Below are 17780 nucleotides of genomic sequence, written 5' to 3'. Positions count from 1 at the left end.
TTAAGAAGTATTTATTTTAACTATGAACATAAAAAAATTAGAAAATAAATGAAGTTCTAATTACACCAATAACTACATCAGGATTGCGCGAATCGTGGTTTGGTGCTGTTAGCCAGAAAAAACCAGGAGTAATGGAAATATTGTCATTTACCTGATATCTGTAAAATGCTTCAATATGCATACCACTATTGCGATCGCTTCTACTTTGCACGCCATTTTCTAGCGGTAAACCAATTGCACTAGCTAAAGCATCGCTGCTGGTTTCTGTCAATCTTGGTTGCATTCCCACGACAATCCCGCCTAAATTGCCTTCTCTACCCAAGTCAGGAAAAGATAAGGTGACGGCATAATTAAATATACTGGCATCTCCTCTAACGCCAAGCGATCGCGCGGCTGTATAACCAACCCAACCACCTAGTTCAAAGCCGTCTGTAATGCGGTAATTAGCTTGTGCGCCGTAGCCATTACCAACAACGGGACCTGCACCAATTACTTTTGCTGCATTGCTTCCAGCTAAAGTATCAACGCCATTGCGCGGCGAATATGAGTTGATGTAAAGTAAGCCAAGTTTAGCGCGATCGCCTGCATATACCAATTGACCAAAAGCGCTATAACCGCCGTTAAATAAGCCAGAATCTTCGCCAGGATTATTTGGCGCACCTGTAGATGAGTCTTCACCAAAATAGCCAAAATCAAAGCTAATTGCTGGGGTAAAGTTATAACTTGCTGCTATACCTGCTTGATTACCCAAGGGAAAGTAGATAGGGTTTACTTGACTGAAATTGGAAAGCGCGCCTGTAGCTGTATCGATAAAGGGAATAATTGTATCTGTTACATAAGAAGCATCGATGGTATTGGCTTCTAGGTAAATTCTCAGCCTGTCGCCAATGGGAAAACGATATTCTAGTTGGCTAAGTCTTACTTCGCCGTTTTGCGTCACGCTACTAGGTGTAAAGCGCGTTTCGTTGGAGACTCCGCCAAGTGCTACGTTAGGACTTCCACCAAATGTTGCACCTGTATCGAATAATCTGAGGTTAGTCATTTGCAGACGCGCTCGCAAGCGATCTTGACCTGTAAAACTGGTGTTAAAGTCTAAGCGAGCGCGATAACCAATAGTAGCGTTATTTGCTGCATCTGCGTTTTCGCCAAATGCATCGCCAGTATAAGTTATTAGTTCGCCTACTAGCTTGGTTGTGGTAGAAAATTGGTTGGCTTCTAGTTCTGCTGCTTGTACTTCTAATGCATCTACTCTTCCTCGCAATGCAGTTAGTTCGGTAGCAAATTCTGCTTGGAGTCTTTGCAGGGTAGATAAGTCTTCTTTGCTGACTAGGTTTGCTGTCGATGTGGCGACCAGTTCGTTTACTCTGTCTAGACACGCATTTAATCCTGCTGCAAATTCGTATCTAGTTAAGGCGCGTTCGCCTCTATATGTGCTGTCTGGATACCCTGCTATGCATCCGTAGCGTTCTACCAATGATTGTAGTGCCTGAAATGCCCAGTCTGTAGGTTGTACGTCTGATAGTTGGGAGACTGATGTTACTTGTGCTAGCGCTTCTAGTTCGCTACTTTTTGCTATTTTACTGTCTGCTAGGAAAATGCTCGCTGAAATTGCTATTCCTATTGCTAGGTTTGTTAATGCTTTGGTCACAGTCTACTCTCACACCTTTTAGCTAAAGCTAGTGCTAGAATATACTGCTTTTTATCGCGGGTATTTTGTGTTTAATAATACTAAATATCGATGAACCGCCAATAGTGCGTATAGTCGCCAAGTGCGCCAAAGAAGAGAGGATGAAAAGTTATTAAGTTTGATTTTTAGGAGATTTTTTAATGAATGTTTAAGCTACTGTTGGGTTTGTTTTATGTATTTGATAATTAAGGGGGTAATTTTTGTTTCTATTTGAGCGATGATGTAGCGATCGCTTTCTTGCCAAGTTCTAGGTTTATCGAATATACAGGGTTGTAATATTCCCCACAATAATCCTTCTTGGCATAAGTGAGCGTGTATTAATGCTTTGTGTCCGAAGGTTTTTTGCTCGAATTCTTTGTTAACTATTTCTGAATTTGCTGTTTCCACATCTTCTATAAAGATAGATGGTTTTGTGTTTAGTGCAGCAGCAAATAAGGGATCTTCTTTTGCTAATGATTCTGGTTCTTGCTTCCATTCGTAGTCGTCTACATCAGGTATTTCGGGGGTGCGTCGCCAACAGCTAACTACTATACCTACTTTAGTTTGGGGGTTGCGTGCGTATAGGAAAATGCGATCGCATTTCAATTCTTCCCCTAATACTGGTAATAATTCTGCAAATATAACGCTTGGTTCTTTATCTTCCCTAAAAATATTTGCTAAGTTGCTCGGTAAATCTGTCATTACTATTTTAAAAGCGATCGCTGGTATTTGATTTTGCGATCGCTTCTGCAAAAATACTTCTATCTGATGAGAGATATTAGAGCGTAATATTTACGACTTAAAACCAAAAGTGTTTCATAGAATAAATTCGCAAGCTCTATTTTTAAATCGTTCGTAACAAGTTTGCAGCGAAGTTTCAAAGTCGCAGAAGTTAAATATTTCCACTCGATCTATTTGCTGATATAGCTGGTCGTCTGGAAATATTTGCGATGTATCTTCGACTTGACCGAGAATTATTGATTCTGCTTCTGGGTTGTAATTATTCAATCGCCGATATATTTGCGATCGCACAAGTTCAGCTAACTTTATATACCAATGGGGAAATCTATTTCTATTCGCTATTAATGGTTCTAGTAATGGTAGTTTTAAAATATTGGCTTCGCTGACATACATTACGGCAAATTCTGGCTCTTCCTTTTCCCATAAAGGCGTGAGGGCGACAAAACCGCGTCCCTCGTTTTGCCATCCCTGATAAGCAACGTAGCCAATAGCGTCAATGTTCTTGATGACATAATGCCGATACAGTAACGCTGGGTGCATGACTAAAATGCTATCTACATCATCATGGTCTGGTCTAACTATTGCTACGTCTGATGTTAACAGTTGTTTGTAAAACTGCTTGCTAGTCTTGAGTCTGTATCTATTAGTCATACGGTTCAATTTTGGTTCCTAGCTTATACCAGTTGCATTAACTCAAAAAGGTTTTATAGTGGTACGCAAGTCGAGCCTCGATTGGATTTAGTTACTTTATATTTATTTACATTGGGCAGATGTTAGTATAAAGGCATACAGAAAAGTTATAGACCTCAATATTGCTGTTGCTTTATAGGCAGTATGCTCCAGCTAATCCAAAGAAAAGTATCTGCTCTAACTTGTTGTCATGAAGGAATGATAGACTCAGACTCGCTTAAGTTTAGATTTGATAACTCATTGCAGCAGAAGGACTTAGAGCTACTCCAAGCACTCAAATTAGGTGAAACATCAGCCCTTAGCAAGCTTTACGATCGCTATGGCGCTGTTGTTTATGGTTTGGCGTTGAAAATCCTCAAAGACGCTCAAGAAGCAGAAGATTTAACTCAGGAAGTATTTGTTACTCTGTGGCATAACAATACTTACAATCCGGCGCGTGGCTCTTTGAGTAATTATTTGGTAGTTGTGACGCGATCGCGGGCGATTGACAAATTGCGATCGCGCACATCAAGGCGTAAGTTTCTCGAACGTTGGCGACAAACTACTAATACACAACCATTTTCGCTGTCAGCTTCCGAGCAAATTGATATCTGGGACACTTCCCAGCACGTTCGAGCAGCATTAGCACAACTTCCAGAACGCCAGCGGCAAATCTTGGAGATGGCATATTTCCAAGACCTCAGCCAGTCAGAAATTGCTAAAACATTAGATATACCTCTTGGTACAGTGAAAACTTCGGCTCGTCAAGCCTTAAAAAAACTCAGAGATATTTTGTCTTTTTTAACTAAATAATTGCCCTATGTATGAATCTTCAACTCCTAAAAATATCGAAGACTTAACTGTGGGCTATGTTCTTGGCAATCTATGTCCCCACGAAGCTGAGGAATTTATTCAGCTTTTAGCAGAAAACCCCCAGTTAAATCGTGAAGTAGAGCGATGGCAGGAAGTATTAGCACTTTTACCCTACGGTTATACTCAAACGCCGCCAGCGCGAGTACATGATGCTATTTTGAATGCAATAGAAAAACCAATTGGGATTACACGCACACCAAAGCAGTTAGTTTTGCCTTGGAATAAGACGATCGCGGGAACTGCCGCAGTTTTGGCGTTGGCTTTGGGTGTGGATAACTACTATCTGCGGCAAAGCTACAGTCAGGCTAAAGAGGTAGTTGCTATATTGCAAGGTGCGGAAAACCATGTTTTTGCTTTGAAGGGTAAAGAGCAATCAATGGCAGTAGGCAGCGTGTTTATGGATTTTGAGGCAAATAAAGCAGCGATTGCTCTGCAAGATTTGCCGCCGCCTCCTGTAGGTAAAGCTTACTGGCTTTGGGCTGTAGTTGAGGGTAAGACAATCCGTTGCGGACAGTTTAATGTGAGTTCTAGTGGCGCGAGTTTAGATAAAATTGCGATTCCGGCTGGTGCTTATCAAGAAGAAGCTGAAATATCACAGCTATTTGTCACCGTTGAATCGTCTGTAGCGCCTACAAGTCCTTCTCAAGAAGTTGTCATGGTGAAGGTTTCTTAAATTGGGCGATCGCTTGTCCTTGACAATGCCTAATACAAGCGAGTTATACTACTTGTATTATTTATGTAGTATATGCGTCAAGATATGCACCATCTTCTAGTAGATCGAGGTTCTACTAGGAGTTACCCGCCAAAAAACCGGATTAAGCAAAAAGTAGAAGACGATCCAGAGTACCAAGGATTGAGGTATCTACCTAATTGGCAAGATAAAAGTCCGCCGAAGTATTTTAATGAATATCTTGCTCCCCTACGTCGCTATCTCAAAAAACAAGTAGGTCGTAGTTGGGATGAATTATATGCAGAGATTAGGGCAGCAGTTAAGCCAAATTCTACTACTAATATCCACGTTTACCAGCATTTAGAAAGGGAAGTAGAAAAGCACGTTAAGTATATTGACGGTAAACCTTATTGTTTAGATAACGGCGGCTATCCAGTCAGAGGTTTGTATGTGTGTCCAGATAGTGGCATTCTCAAACCTGCGCCGCGCTGGCAAAAAACACCGAAATCTCAGCCGATTACCAAAGTTTATCTAGATAGCGATCGCTGGTACGAGCAAATAGACGGTTTGTGGTATCTGATGCGCGTTGAGACGCAGGAAAAATTACCAAAGAATGAGGAAGTGCGAAAGATAGATAAGAAGCAGTTGAATAAAAAGCAGTTACGACAATTGCGCGAGCGTATTGAGGAATTAGGTAAGCGGGTTTAGAGGAGTACGAATAAAATTTGCACCTACACAAACAAAACCCGCCTACGTGAGTTACAACTTCTAAGATGTATGCTAAGCTTTATAGAAATCTAGGTAATGCATATTTTGAACGCAATACCAGATTGTGTTATAACAAGCTTCGTAGCGGTAAAAACTATCTCGCTTAGATTTGCTGATGTAATCTTTTAAAGCTACAACTACTTGCGGCATTTGGTCTACGAGCAAGATTTCTTTGAGTTCGTTAGCTGCATTCAAAAGCTGGGAGTTACGACGCGATCGCCGATCCTCGGCATAGTAAATTTCTGTAGTATCCACTTCAGTAAAAGTTTGGATGAAATGGACAAATGTAGATATTGCTGTGTGATTACCTGAATCGATTCTGCCTAAACTATATGCTGCATGAAGCAGAAGATAACTATTTTCTGTAGGGCAATAAGTCGAGTTAAAGCTGCGATCGCATCTAGATTTGCCAACCCAAAATTGCCTAAATCTCCCACAGCTATCCAAAGATAAGAATCATTTTGAGCAGTGTTAAGCAGATTTACTAAAGCTGCGGTTGCTAGTTGCTTGCTAGGCTCGATTGAGGATTTGTAGTGCGATCGCATCCCCTAGAGAACAATCTGGAAAATAGTTAAGTGCTTCTGCGGCTAGTAAGTAAGCGCGGTAGCGATAAAGATCGCCGCAATCGCCTGGAAAATCTATTAAAGCTTGGATAAAGTCTTCTTTTTGCTCTTTTGCTACATCTTCTCGCCTAAAACAGTTGAAAATCTCGGCTTTGTAGTGCCGCTCGAAGATGCGGTAAGTGCTGGTTGCTAGATTGTTGGGAACGTGGTTAAAGAAATAGTGCCAATCATTCATTGCCTCCTACCCATTTCAAATTATGGGGCGAAAGGGACATTGCTAAATTATACCTTGGCAAAACTTTAAATACTTAAATCGATTGTTTAAATTTTCTTAGTCTGTGCTTGCGCGAATTCCATTGCCCTGAATTGGACGATCGCATAGGGGGTTGGAGACGTTGCACTGCAACGTCTCTACACAAAAACGATTTTACTCCCTAGATATGCTCTAATCCTTGGGGATTGCTTTGAATTTCTGCTGGCGTTCCTACGGCTAGGTTTTTGCCTTCGGCTAATACCCACACGCGATCGCATAAGCACTGAAATCGCCTTGACTGTTGAAAGCGATCGCCGATGCTGTAGTTGCGGTAAAGGAACCACCTATATCTAATCTGGCATTAGCACCAAAAATAATCCCACTTGGGTCGATCAAAAACAAGTTTGCCTTTCCTAGTACGCCCAATGTACCATCAATTTGTGACTGATTGCCACCAGTAACGCGAGTAATAATATTATTTACACCTGGGTCGCTAAAGTAAACGCCGCGTCCAGCATCGACACCAAACTCTTGAAAATTGTGAAAAAGATTATCGCCGCGTCGCGCTCCGCCTTCAATGCGATCGCCGCTCGTACCTCCACTGAGGGGAACGACTGTGGAACGCTCGTTGCCTAGCGTGTCATCGGCGATCGGTTTGCTTTGTGCTATTGCCCAATTTATCTTTCCTAGCAGTATGCCACTGACGACAATCGTACCAGTTAGCGCTATTTGCCAACTGCGATGACTCATCTTTATTGTCTCCTCAGTAGTAGTCATGTGAACGATAGCAAGCATTGCCACAGCGTAGACAAAGATAGAGCCTAAATGTAGCCGATAGCACAAGCAGCAGTTGTTAAATTTATACTTTGTTACGACCAGATAATATATTTTTGTTTGCTGCAAACTTTTCCCACAACGTCCTACCTTTCGCCCGAAGAAATTCCTAATTTCTCTAACCGTTTTGATTGATATATTCAAAAGCACATAGTTGAGGAACCGAGTTTTGAATTGGTTATCGGGTAATGCAGTCTAAGTTACTGATGTGAAGATATCAGACTTCTCTTAGGGTGTTGCTACCCGATTCTTTCTGGCTCTGTCCAGTCTGAAGCTATTTATGGATTGTTGCAGGTATACTAACTTTTTAATTTAATCTTTATTTATTACATGGAACCTGAATTTGACTTTTTTCAACACTGGTATCCTCTTTTACCAATAGAAGATTTAGACCCCAAGCAACCAACAACAGCAACACTTTTAGGGCTGCGTTTAGTTATCTGGAAACCCAAAGCATCTGATTTTCGCGTGTTTTTAGATAGTTGTCCTCACCGCCTTGCGCCGCTAAGTCAGGGACGTATTGACGATCGCACGGGAAATTTGATGTGTAGTTATCACGGTTGGCAATTTGACGAGCAAGGGATTTGCACTCATATTCCCCAAGCAGAAGATCCAGAAATTGTCAGCAAGCAGAAAGACAATCTGTGTGCTGTATCACTACCCGTTCGTCAGCAACAAGATTTACTTTGGGTTTGGCTAGATGCTAATTCCAGCGCACAAGCTGATAGTACGCCTTTACCTCTGTCACCGCAAATTGATGCTGACAAAGGCTTTGTGTGGTCTTCTTTTGTGCGGGATTTAGAATATGACTGGCAGACTTTGGTAGAAAATGTTGCCGATCCCAGTCACGTTCCATTTGCTCATCACGGCGTACAAGGCGATCGCAATAAGGCGACACCGATGCTGATGGAAATTGAGCGATCGCAACCCAACTTAATAGTCGCCAACGTTCTTGGGCGCTTGTCTAGCACTATAACTTTTGAACCACCTTGTCGCTTGGAATATGCGCTTAAGTTTGGCGATGGCAGCAAACAATTTGGACTTGTTACCTACTGCCTGCCAGTATCTCCTGGTAAATCTAGGATTGTAGTTCAATTTCCCCGCAACTTTGCTAAAACACTTCATCATCTCACGCCGCGTTGGTGGGAGCATATCAACATCCGCAATCAAGTTCTTGATGGCGATATGGTTCTTCTTCAGCAGCAAGAGCATTTTCTGCAACAAAGACAACTAATTGAAAGTTGGAAAACTGCCTATAAGTTACCGACGAGTGCAGACCGATTTGTAATTGAATTTAGAAAGTGGTTTGATAAATACAGTCACGGGCAGTTACCTTGGAGCAAAGTTGGACTCAATGTTCCCCAAACCTGGAATAATCACGATCGCGCCCAAATCCTCGATCGCTACAACCAACATACTCGTCATTGTAGTAGTTGCTCTAGAACGCTTTTAGTCGTGCAACGCTTGCAAATATTACTTTTAATCTACTTTGCACTTACTGTTTCCGCTGTTGCGCTGTTGCCTGATGCATGGAAAGTTAAGTTAGGCTTGCCGCTTATTGTGACAGCAATACTGGGCTTAGGAGCTTACGCTTGGCTGAAGTTCTGGCTAAGTCCAAAGTTCTACTTCGTAGACTATATTCACGCACAGAAATAGATGCTAAAGGCATATCTCTAAAACTAAGAGTCGCATAAACTAGATTAGTCACAGGTATGCTCTGCATCAAGTGTGGCTAGAAATTGGTTTCGATGGATTGAAAAGGCAGTATTTACCATGCAGTGTAAAATCATCAAAATTTTGGAGTTTGGTCTTGTTATGCTCTAATGTAACTACGATTTGCGATCGCAGCCGCATCAGCCAAGAGTAAGAATAAATAGGGCAAATTCCATTCACATCTACACAGACAAAACCCGCTTAATTGCGGGTTTTCAAACTACGGTAAGCTATGCCAAGCTTTGTAGAAATCTAGGTAAGGTATATTTTGGGCGCAATGCCAGATTATTTTATAGCAAGCCTCGTAACGGTAAGAACTATCCTGATTAGATGCGCTGAGGTAGTCTTTTAAGGCTACAATTACTTGCCACATTTGTTCTCTAAGCAAAATTTCCTGTAATTCATTGGCTGCTTTTAAAAGTTGGGAGTAACGAGGCGATTGCCAAGTTTCTGCCAAAGCACTGGTACGAGCTAATTCATCAAAAGTTTGAATGAGATCGATGAGGGTTTCAAACCCATTCTTATTTCTTATTTCGCTTTCCTCTAACATATAAATTGCTTCACGTAAAAAGTAGCTATCCTGTGCAGAAGTAATCCTTTGAGTTATAACGGCGATTGCATCTCTATCTCCAGCTATCAATCGCTCTAAGTTACCAACAACCTTGTTATTAGCAGAATCAACTTGAAGGTTTTTGACAAAATTAACAAAATCAATCAAGGTTGCTAGCGCTAGTTTATTATCAGGCTCGAATTGTAATAAACTAGCGGCAGATCGACAACGAAAATACTCATCTTGAGTTGTTTCCAATCTCTCAGTAAGAGCGGCGATTGCCTTTACATTCTTCGGAGCGATTTGGACTAAATAACTAGCAGACTGATTGAAGATAAATCCATCAGTATTAGTTGCAATCATGTGGATGAAAGCAGCGATCGCATCTGCATTCCCTTCATCAATTTGCCACAGAGCCTTAGCTGCATCAAAACAAATGCAATCGCCTTGATTTATCTGTAAAAACTCAGTGAGAGCAGCGATCGCGGTTTGATTACCTGTAGCAATTTCTCCTAGACTTTTAATAGCATCCCAACAAATATATTTATCTGCTGTTGTCTGTATTAGCTGAACTAAAAATTTTATTGCTGTTAGGTTGCCTGTAGAGACTTCTCTTATTGCCTTAGTAGCATATCTAATTATGCTCCAGCGACAATCAGAATTAGCCCATCCATCAGTATTAGCCTGAATTAAATTAGCTAATGTAGAAATTACTACCGGATTGTCTGGATCGATCTGCATCAAGCTACGAGTTATATGCCAAAGATCGGAATCATCTTGCGTAGCTTCAAGTAGTAGAACTAATGCTGCGATCGCACTTTTATTGCCTGGATCGAGTTTTCCCAGTTTCTCGGCAGCTATGCGGAGAATTGTTTTGCTTTCTGTAGTATGAACTAGATGGACAAATGCAGAAACTACTCTGTTTCTATCTGTTTTTTCTAATGCTACTCTGGCGGCGGTAACTAATGGTTCAGGAAATGTTTGCCAATCTTGCTTATCTTGACGGAAAAAAGCATAGCTCCATTTGAGGATTTGCGATGCGATCGCATCCCCTAGAGAACAATCTTTATAGTAGTTAAGTGCTTCTGCGGCTAGTATGTAAGCGCGGTAACAATAAAAGTCGCCGCAATCGTCTGAGAAATCTATTAAAGCCTGGATGAAGTCTTCTTTTTGCTCTTTTGCTACATCTTCTCGCCTAAACCAGTTGAAAATCTCGGTTTTGTATTGTGGCTCGAAGACGCAGTACGTGCTAGCTGCTAGATTATGGGGAACGTGGTTAAAGAAATAGTGCCAATCATTCATTGCCTCCTACCCATTTCAATATATGGGACGAAAGGGACATTGCTAAATTATACATTGGCAAAAGCAACTACGTAAGAATTAAGAAACGATTATTTGTGAGCCTCCATATACGCTCTTAGTAAGGTATTAATTTGAGTTTGATAGCCTCGCCCCTGAGACTTAAACCACTCTAATACGTCAGCATCAATACGTAGCGTAACCTGAGCTTTGTTTTTAGCAATAGGTAAGCCTTTTCTCACAACGGCTTTAGCAAATAATTCTGGTGTAATTTCTGGACAATCTGACAAATCGATGTCTTCGTCAGTCATGGCATCAAGTCGTTGCCAATCAGTCTGAGATTGCCTGGAAGTATGTTCGTTGTTCATATTTGGTTGCTTTTCTCGCAGAAATAACTCGGATGCAATCGTTACGTTCGCTATAAACAACGGTAATAAGTCGCCCTTGCAATAAGCCAAATGTCACAAAACGCTGTTCTCCATAGCTGTAGCGATCGTCCTCGATTGTTACTGTATATCCATCAAACACAGGGGGAACGTCAATAAAATCTATCCCGTGTTTGTCAATATTAGCAAGGCGTTTTGCTTCATCCCATTCAAACTCCATATTCAGCTATAGATATGTCGATTTTAATGTAACTACAATTTGTCGTTACAGTCGAACAGTTAAGAACAAAAACAAAAAAGGCGAATTCTATTTGCTTCTGTGCAGTGCAACATCTCTACACAAAAACGATTTTATTGCCCTAGATATGCTTCTAATACTTGGGGATTGCTTTGAATTTCTGCTGGCGTTCCTACTGCTAGGTTTTTGCCTTCGGCTAATACCCACACGCGATCGCATAAGGACATAATTACATCCATGTTGTGTTCGATAATCAAAAAAGTCATGCCTTCTGAATTCCATGTGTCAATGCGATCGCATATTTGATTGATTAGCGTCGGGTTTACGCCTGCTGCTGGTTCGTCTAGTAAGATTAATTTAGGATTGGTCATCAATGCTCTTGCCATTTCTAAAAGCTTGCGCTGTCCCCCAGATAGCGCCCCAGCATATTCGTTTGCCATGCGAGCAAGTCCCACTGACTCTAACAATTTTATTGCCCGCTCTCTCGATTGCTTTTCTTCGGCTGCCACTTGCTTGCGTTGCAACCAAACTTGCCAAAGGTTTTCTCCTGTCTGCTTTTGCGCGGCTAAGAGCATATTTTCCATTACAGACAACCGCGACAGAGTACGGGCAACTTGAAACGTTCGTACCATCCCTTGTTGGGCGATTTGATGGGGTTGCAAGTGTTGGATTGGTTCGCCGTCAAAAACTACTGTGCCGCGATCGGGACGGATAAAGTTAGAAAGTAAGTTAAATAGTGTCGTTTTTCCTGCGCCATTGGGACCAATTAATCCGGTAATGCTACCTTTGGTCACTTCTATCTCTGCATTATCTACTGCCTTGATGCCGCCAAAGCTTTTAGCAATGCCTGTAGCAGTCAATAACGGCGATAAAGGTGGTTGGGTTAGCGTGTCCGGCAAACAGCCTTCTAGCTCCTCGTAGGAGGCGTTATCGTTATTTACCAAGGGTTAGTTCCTCCTTTTTTCCTAAAATGCCTTGAGGTCGCCAGACCATAATTATCATTAATAGCAGCCCAATTACCATGATGCGGAATGCACCTAAACGCGCTTCATCTAAGGGAACAATTTGGGGTAAAAAATTCCTCGTTGCTTCCTCATAAGTAAAGAAAACGATCGCCCCTAGTAATGTGCCAACATTATTACTAGCTCCACCCACAACTACTATAATCCAAGCGTAAAACGTACTTATTGGTTCAAAATTACTCGGATAAACTGTCGTTAACTGCCACGCAAAGAAAGCACCTGCAATTCCAGCGATCGCACCTCCGAGCATAAAAGCTTGCAACTTATACCAAAATACATTCTTCCCTAAAGCTTTGGGTACTTGCTCGTCTTCGCGGATGGCTTTGAGAACTCGACCCCAAGGCGATCTCACTAAGGCTTCTAATAACCAAAATACTAGCGCTACTACTACTAATAGCACTACCATTAACCCAGATTTTTCATATCTACTGTAGTCATTTAAAGCCGATAGTCCGGTAATGTAAATTGTCAGCACGAATGCTACTGCTAGAATCCCTAAAATCGCTCGCGTGGCAAAGGAAAAGCGGGTATTTCTTTTACCTTCTCCTTTTCTTACCCAACTCCACAACCGCCACAGACATAAACCTGCAACTGCTGTTAATAAAGCGATCGCTACCAGTTTAAATAGGGGACTGGGGACAATATTAGTTAAGGGCAATGGATAGCTTTGCAACCCTTGCACTCCATCAATCAAGCCATTGGGTGTAGGTAGCTGCTGATTGTTAACGATTAAGCGGACTAATTCCGATACGCCAATTGTGACAATTGCTAAATAATCTTCGCGCAAGCGTAGCGTAGACAGCCCAATTAATAGCCCTAAAAGTGCAGCCAACGCACCACCAATTAAAGCCGCAACAATTAGCGGTACTCCATATAAGCTCAATACTACAGTGGTGTAAGCGCCTACAGTCATGAACGCCACATGACCAAAATTAATTAGTCCGGTAAAACCCCACTGCAAATTTAAGCCCAAGCTAAATAAAGCAAAAATTCCTGTAGATATCGTCAGAAAAATTAAATATCCTACCATTGCAGTTTATATAAAAGCGATCGCGCTTCAAAATAAAATGCATTGTACCTTAGCGCAAGCAAACGTTTGTGGCGATCGCAACTTTTAGCCAGGGATATATGCAATTTTCTTTAGCTTTACCCTTTACCCATTAACCTTTACCCTCTTTATAGTTAATGTGATGTAAGCACTTAAATTGAGAATTCCTATGGACGCTGCGGCACTTTGGCAACGCTACCAAGACTGGCTGTATTACGATGAGGGGCTAGGATTCTACCTAGATGTCAGTCGGATGAGGTTTGATGATGCCTTTGTAGAGGCTTTGCAGCCGAAGTTTGACAGAGCCTTTGCGGATATGGCAGCTTTAGAGGAAGGAGCAATAGCCAATCCTGACGAAAACCGGATGGTCGGTCATTATTGGCTGCGCGACCCAGATTTAGCGCCTACTCCTGAAATCAAACAAGATATTATCCAGACTGTAGAAAAGATTGAGGATTTTACCAAAAAAGTCTTATCAGGGAATATCCATCCGCCTCAAGCTTCTCGTTTTACTGATATCATTTCGATTGGGATTGGCGGTTCTGCCCTCGGTCCTCAATTTGTCGCTGAAGCTTTATCGCCTGATTTCCCGCCTTTAGCAATTCATTTTATCGATAATACAGATCCGGCGGGGATCGATCGCATTCTCACGCGCCTGCGAAATCGGTTAGCTAGCACGTTGGTTATAGTGATTTCCAAGTCAGGAGGAACGCCCGAACCGCGTAACGGCATGATTGAAGTCAAAAAGGCTTACGCTGGGCATAACTTGGATTTCAGTAAGTATGCGATCGCAATTACCAGCGAAGGTAGCAATCTAGACAATTTGGCAAAATCGGAAAACTGGTTAGCTACTTTCCCCATGTACGACTGGGTAGGCGGACGAACTTCGGAATTGTCTGCTGTAGGACTATTACCCGCAGCTTTGCAAGGCATTGATATTTGGGCAATGCTAGCAGGCGCAAAGGTTATGGATACCCTAACGCGCGTCCATGATGTCAAAAATAATCCTGCGGCAATGCTAGCTTTATCTTGGTACTTTGCTGGCAACGGACGCGGTGAAAAGGATATGGTTGTACTGCCATACAAAGATAGTTTGTTGCTATTTAGTCGCTATTTGCAACAGCTAGTCATGGAGTCGTTGGGTAAGGAAAAAGATTTAGACGGCAAAACTGTCTATCAAGGTATTGCTGTCTATGGAAATAAAGGTTCTACTGACCAACACGCCTACGTTCAGCAGTTGCGCGAAGGTGTTGCTAACTTTTTTATGACCTTTATTGAGGTTTTAGAAGATAGACAAGGCGCATCCCCAGAAGTAGAACCAGGTGTTACTTGCGGCGATTATTTATCTGGCTTGCTACAAGGTACAAGGCTAGCACTGTATGAAAATCATCGCGATTCAATTACGGTAACTATTCCGCAAGTTAATCCACGTACTGTCGGCGCTTTGATTGCATTGTACGAAAGGGCTGTAGGTTTGTATGGTTTCTTAGTCAATGTCAATGCTTACCATCAACCAGGAGTAGAAGCAGGGAAAAAAGCAGCAGCGGTTATTTTGGATTTGCAAAGACAGGTATGCCAAGTGTTGGCTAATGAAAGTAAGCCTCTATCTTTAACGCAATTAGCCGAAAAAGTTGGGGCAAGCGATCGCATTGAGGCAATTTATAAAATTGTCCGCCATCTTTACGCTAACGGACGCAGTGTAAAGTTGCAAGGCAATTTAGGCGATCTAAACAGTTTACAAATTTCTGCCCTTTGATATATTTCCGTTTCTATACCACGTTTTGGTAAATTCTTGTTCACAATTAACATCTTTTTAGAATTTACCGCATTAGATTTGAAGTATATAGCTTCAATCTAGAGGAGGCGGGTATGAGTTCAGCTAGGGGGATCGAGGTTCGTCAACTCACAGCAACTAAGGGGGGAATGACCAACTTTTACACCCCCCAATCTAGCGACGAAACTATCCTGGTACAAATACCAGCTATTACAGTTGAAGATTTGTTTGTCCACAAAGCGCAGACAGATCAGTTATTAGTAGTTAAAGGTCGATTTGTGCTGGTGACATTGATTAATCGTCAGTACGAGTATATGGTGTTAAGCGATCGCCAACCTGTAGTAGTAACAATTCCCCCAGGGGTATTGCATGGGGCGATTAACTTAGACCCCGAACCGTGTGTAGTAATTAATGCTGTACTGCGTCATGGTGCTGCTAATCCACGCGATTATATTCCCCGTCAACGACCTTTTCCTTACGATTTAGTTGCAGTTCGGGAATTATTAGTAGAAAGCGATCGCCAGTTTGATGCGGGAGCGATCGTAACTTCTGCTATTCAACACTAATTTGATTGACCTAGATTTGAGATGAGCCAGGATGAGGTGAATAAATGGAAAATTTTGGCTTTTCATCCCTTACGGGGATTATACGGAAAATTTCCGTATAGTAAATAGTTAGCCTGCTCAGTCTTTTAGTTGAGAAGGCAGATTTTGTATCAAATGCCAACGCTAATCAAAATCAAGCTTTGTAAGTGCGATTTATGCCATGTATGTCTCAACCAACCCAGATTCTAAATTCTATTGAGCTATGGTTGCAGCAAAATAGAGCCAGTGACTTAGAGCAGTTTGGGACACGTCCAATTTTGACACCCAAGCAGATTGAGGAAAAAATAGCCATATTGCCATATAAGCTACCAAAAGAAGTTATTGAACTTTATAAATGGCTGCATAGCGGTCATGAACTTTTCCTTACCATGCCTGACGGTAATTTTGATAGGCAAATGTTTCTAAATTTGGATCGAGCCATCTCGCTTTCAATAGATTGGGAAAATTCTGGTGTGTTTACAGGGATGAGGACATTTCCTTTAATAACAGATGTATATGATGCCATTTACTGGACTGTTGGTTCCAATAATCAACAAGATGTAGCACCGATTTACAGTAATGATGAGGCTACATTTCCATCGACACCCGATGCCGAAAACTTGACTGCATTCCTGACACATGAGTTTGAACGGTTACAAAGCAAGAGGAAAATAGATGAGTAGATTCCGCAGGCTAACCATTCGCTTGGAGCGGATTGTTATGTACTCATGGTTAGTAGCAAAGATTTGGACGACCGCTCAACTTTATCGTTATTAGTGGAAAGCGATCGCTCAATTTCGACATTGTAGCGATCGCAGAAAGATTAATCTGCAATGGCATCTGTTCGGATTTGACCAACAAGCTAGCCATGAGTAACCTAGCTCCATCCAGAAAAGTGTGCGCTCATTATAGCCAGTAGCCAGTAAATACTATGGTAATTGCCATGAGAACAGGGCGATCGCCAATCATTGAATAGGTATATGCAAGCAAAAGGTAAACTATAAATTGAAAGCTAACGGTGAAAACTTATGAAGTTGACTGTGACACTTGACCGTGATGAAGATGGGGTTTGGGTTGTAGAATGCCCTAGTATTCCTGGTTGTGTCAGCCAAGGTCAAACTAGGGAAGAAGCTCTTGAAAATATTAGAGATGCTATTACCGCTTGCATTCAAGTTAGGTCAGAACGTGGGCTACCGCTTACGATTGAAACTTACCAAGTAGAGGTAATGGCATAATCATGCCTTCGTCTCTTCCTGTTCTCAGTGGACGTGAGATCGTCCAAGCATTGGAAAATTTTGGTTGGCAAGTTGTACGTCAAAGCGCAAGTCATATCATTATGGTCAAGGAAGGCGAACAGGTAACGCTCTCTGTTCCTGACCATCGTGAAGTAGCCAGAGGTACGCTTCGCAGTCTTATCCGTGCTGCCGGACTTACAGTACAAGAAGATGAGCAGTAAACATAAGTTGGGCAAGTCATCTTTCATTTCACCTTTTCCTTTCAAGCAAACAGGCTGCTCGTAGCGGAATGTGGTGTGTAAAGGAGTTAATAAAACCGGACTGTACATAAACAATTAATAGTGGCTTGGACATGGGAAGGCGATCGCTTGCTAACTATTGCTAGTAGATTCTGTTTTCCTCATAGCCATAGCTTCAGGCTGTTTTGGGTATTTTGTGTACCACCAAGCCCAAGCAATCAATACTGCTTGTAAAGGTAGTCTTGCCCAGTAAAGGATTTGATTTTGAGGAATGCCCTCAATCTTGATGTTATGTAGGGTCATGTATATATTGGCAGGGAAAACGCCAATAAATAGCGCAATTAAGAGCCATGCTGATAATACGCTTACAGCTGGAATCATCAAGCCAATACCGCCCAAAATCTCAAGTACGCCGCTAACGTAGACAGAGGTAAAGGCAGGAAATATTGGTGGAACGATACGGGCGTATTGTTCTGGTCTAATAAAATGAGTAATACCAACGATGATGAGGCAAATAGAAAAGATAACCCGTAGAAGTTCTCTACGCCGATTGAGAAGGCTATTGCTTGAGTTCATAAGTCACAGGGTATAACTTAACAGAACGATAGCTACTTCTATTGCGGTTTGCTTCTATCTCAAGATATTTAGTAGGTTA

23 protein-coding genes and 1 pseudogene are annotated in these 17780 nt (G+C 41.9%); 9 read left to right on the top strand and 15 right to left on the bottom strand.

Annotation, left to right across the window (positions count from 1 at the left end):
* Positions 1-37: 37 nt before the first annotated feature.
* From UH38_RS09510 to UH38_RS09500, 3 genes are all read right to left on the bottom strand, one after another.
* A complete protein-coding gene (locus UH38_RS09510; RefSeq protein ID WP_045054415.1) occupies positions 38-1648 on the bottom strand; it encodes an iron uptake porin in 1611 nt (536 codons plus the stop codon).
* A gap of 192 nt (positions 1649-1840) precedes the next feature.
* Entirely contained in the window at positions 1841-2368 is a 528-nt protein-coding gene (locus UH38_RS09505) for a GAF domain-containing protein (RefSeq protein WP_045054414.1), read from the bottom strand.
* A gap of 114 nt (positions 2369-2482) precedes the next feature.
* On the bottom strand, positions 2483-3058 hold the full coding sequence (locus tag UH38_RS09500) for a hypothetical protein (protein ID WP_045054413.1): 576 nt from the start codon (positions 3056-3058) through the stop codon (positions 2483-2485).
* A gap of 237 nt (positions 3059-3295) precedes the next feature.
* Between UH38_RS09500 and UH38_RS09495 the strand changes: the two genes are divergently transcribed.
* The 3 genes from UH38_RS09495 to UH38_RS09485 all read left to right on the top strand — a co-directional run bounded on the left by UH38_RS09495 (position 3296) and on the right by UH38_RS09485 (position 5327).
* A complete protein-coding gene (locus tag UH38_RS09495; protein WP_082065358.1) occupies positions 3296-3889 on the top strand; it encodes a sigma-70 family RNA polymerase sigma factor in 594 nt (197 codons plus the stop codon).
* A gap of 7 nt (positions 3890-3896) precedes the next feature.
* A complete protein-coding gene (locus UH38_RS09490) occupies positions 3897-4622 on the top strand; it encodes an anti-sigma factor (RefSeq protein ID WP_045054412.1) in 726 nt (241 codons plus the stop codon).
* A 72-nt stretch (positions 4623-4694) separates the two neighbouring features.
* Complete coding sequence (locus UH38_RS09485; protein WP_045054411.1) at positions 4695-5327, top strand: hypothetical protein; 633 nt, start codon at positions 4695-4697, stop codon at positions 5325-5327.
* A 72-nt stretch (positions 5328-5399) separates the two neighbouring features.
* Here UH38_RS09485 and UH38_RS26260 read toward each other — a convergent pair whose 3' ends face one another.
* From UH38_RS26260 to UH38_RS09470, 5 genes and pseudogenes are all read right to left on the bottom strand, one after another.
* The gene (locus UH38_RS26260; protein ID WP_144405660.1) at positions 5400-5642 is read right to left on the bottom strand and encodes a hypothetical protein; all 243 of its coding nucleotides are present in this window, start codon (positions 5640-5642) and stop codon (positions 5400-5402) included.
* A 68-nt stretch (positions 5643-5710) separates the two neighbouring features.
* Positions 5711-5932 (bottom strand): hypothetical protein, encoded by a 222-nt coding sequence (locus tag UH38_RS26255; protein ID WP_144405659.1) that lies wholly within the window; start codon positions 5930-5932, stop codon positions 5711-5713.
* On the bottom strand, positions 5898-6185 hold the full coding sequence (locus tag UH38_RS09475) for a hypothetical protein (protein ID WP_045054409.1): 288 nt from the start codon (positions 6183-6185) through the stop codon (positions 5898-5900). Before UH38_RS09475 ends, UH38_RS26255 begins: the two co-directional genes overlap by 35 nt.
* Positions 6186-6384: 199 nt before the next feature.
* A pseudogene (locus UH38_RS28150) lies at positions 6385-6483 on the bottom strand (ABC transporter ATP-binding protein); the annotation flags it as partial.
* Positions 6459-6953, bottom strand: a complete 495-nt coding sequence (locus UH38_RS09470) for a filamentous hemagglutinin N-terminal domain-containing protein (protein WP_052672321.1) — start codon at positions 6951-6953, stop codon at positions 6459-6461. The gene UH38_RS09470 and the pseudogene UH38_RS28150, both read right to left, overlap by 25 nt.
* A gap of 414 nt (positions 6954-7367) precedes the next feature.
* Here UH38_RS09470 and UH38_RS09465 point away from each other — a divergent pair, with 414 nt between their 5' ends.
* The gene (locus UH38_RS09465; protein ID WP_045054408.1) at positions 7368-8693 is read left to right on the top strand and encodes an aromatic ring-hydroxylating dioxygenase subunit alpha; all 1326 of its coding nucleotides are present in this window, start codon (positions 7368-7370) and stop codon (positions 8691-8693) included.
* Positions 8694-8970: 277 nt separating this feature from the next.
* Here UH38_RS09465 and UH38_RS09460 read toward each other — a convergent pair whose 3' ends face one another.
* The 5 genes from UH38_RS09460 to UH38_RS09440 all read right to left on the bottom strand — a co-directional run bounded on the left by UH38_RS09460 (position 8971) and on the right by UH38_RS09440 (position 13275).
* Complete coding sequence (locus UH38_RS09460) at positions 8971-10602, bottom strand: hypothetical protein (protein WP_045054407.1); 1632 nt, start codon at positions 10600-10602, stop codon at positions 8971-8973.
* Between the two features lie 89 nt (positions 10603-10691).
* The gene (locus UH38_RS09455) at positions 10692-10967 is read right to left on the bottom strand and encodes a BrnA antitoxin family protein (protein ID WP_045054406.1); all 276 of its coding nucleotides are present in this window, start codon (positions 10965-10967) and stop codon (positions 10692-10694) included.
* Positions 10930-11205, bottom strand: coding sequence for a BrnT family toxin (locus UH38_RS09450; RefSeq protein WP_045054405.1), 276 nt, complete (start codon positions 11203-11205; stop codon positions 10930-10932). Before UH38_RS09450 ends, UH38_RS09455 begins: the two co-directional genes overlap by 38 nt.
* Positions 11206-11336: 131 nt before the next feature.
* Positions 11337-12122 carry an ABC transporter ATP-binding protein gene (locus tag UH38_RS09445; protein WP_045054497.1) on the bottom strand — a complete coding sequence of 262 codons (786 nt, stop codon included), beginning with the start codon at positions 12120-12122 and terminating at the stop codon, positions 11337-11339.
* Between the two features lie 34 nt (positions 12123-12156).
* Positions 12157-13275: a branched-chain amino acid ABC transporter permease gene (locus UH38_RS09440; protein ID WP_045054404.1), complete on the bottom strand. Its 1119-nt coding sequence runs from the start codon at positions 13273-13275 to the stop codon at positions 12157-12159.
* Between the two features lie 187 nt (positions 13276-13462).
* Here UH38_RS09440 and UH38_RS09435 point away from each other — a divergent pair, with 187 nt between their 5' ends.
* The 3 genes from UH38_RS09435 to UH38_RS09425 all read left to right on the top strand — a co-directional run bounded on the left by UH38_RS09435 (position 13463) and on the right by UH38_RS09425 (position 16334).
* Complete coding sequence (locus UH38_RS09435; RefSeq protein WP_045054403.1) at positions 13463-15049, top strand: glucose-6-phosphate isomerase; 1587 nt, start codon at positions 13463-13465, stop codon at positions 15047-15049.
* Between the two features lie 113 nt (positions 15050-15162).
* Positions 15163-15633, top strand: a complete 471-nt coding sequence (locus UH38_RS09430; RefSeq protein WP_045054402.1) for a cupin domain-containing protein — start codon at positions 15163-15165, stop codon at positions 15631-15633.
* 203 nt (positions 15634-15836) lie between these two features.
* Positions 15837-16334 carry an SMI1/KNR4 family protein gene (locus tag UH38_RS09425; RefSeq protein WP_045054401.1) on the top strand — a complete coding sequence of 166 codons (498 nt, stop codon included), beginning with the start codon at positions 15837-15839 and terminating at the stop codon, positions 16332-16334.
* A 49-nt stretch (positions 16335-16383) separates the two neighbouring features.
* On the opposite strand, the gene UH38_RS26715 is transcribed toward UH38_RS09425, so the two are convergent.
* Complete coding sequence (locus UH38_RS26715) at positions 16384-16521, bottom strand: hypothetical protein (RefSeq protein ID WP_160295944.1); 138 nt, start codon at positions 16519-16521, stop codon at positions 16384-16386.
* A 158-nt stretch (positions 16522-16679) separates the two neighbouring features.
* On the opposite strand from UH38_RS26715, the gene UH38_RS09420 reads away from it, so the two are divergent.
* Complete coding sequence (locus UH38_RS09420; RefSeq protein WP_045054400.1) at positions 16680-16886, top strand: type II toxin-antitoxin system HicB family antitoxin; 207 nt, start codon at positions 16680-16682, stop codon at positions 16884-16886.
* Positions 16887-16888: 2 nt separating this feature from the next.
* Entirely contained in the window at positions 16889-17107 is a 219-nt protein-coding gene (locus UH38_RS09415; RefSeq protein WP_045054399.1) for a type II toxin-antitoxin system HicA family toxin, read from the top strand.
* Between the two features lie 150 nt (positions 17108-17257).
* On the opposite strand, the gene UH38_RS09410 is transcribed toward UH38_RS09415, so the two are convergent.
* Entirely contained in the window at positions 17258-17701 is a 444-nt protein-coding gene (locus UH38_RS09410) for a DoxX family protein (protein WP_045054398.1), read from the bottom strand.
* Positions 17702-17780 lie beyond the last annotated feature (79 nt).

It is taken from the genome of Aliterella atlantica CENA595 (assembly GCF_000952155.1).
Lineage (GTDB): Bacteria > Cyanobacteriota > Cyanobacteriia > Cyanobacteriales > Chroococcidiopsidaceae > Aliterella > Aliterella atlantica.
Note: the sequence above shows the minus strand (reverse complement) of the source record. Positions and strands in the feature narration are given on the sequence as shown.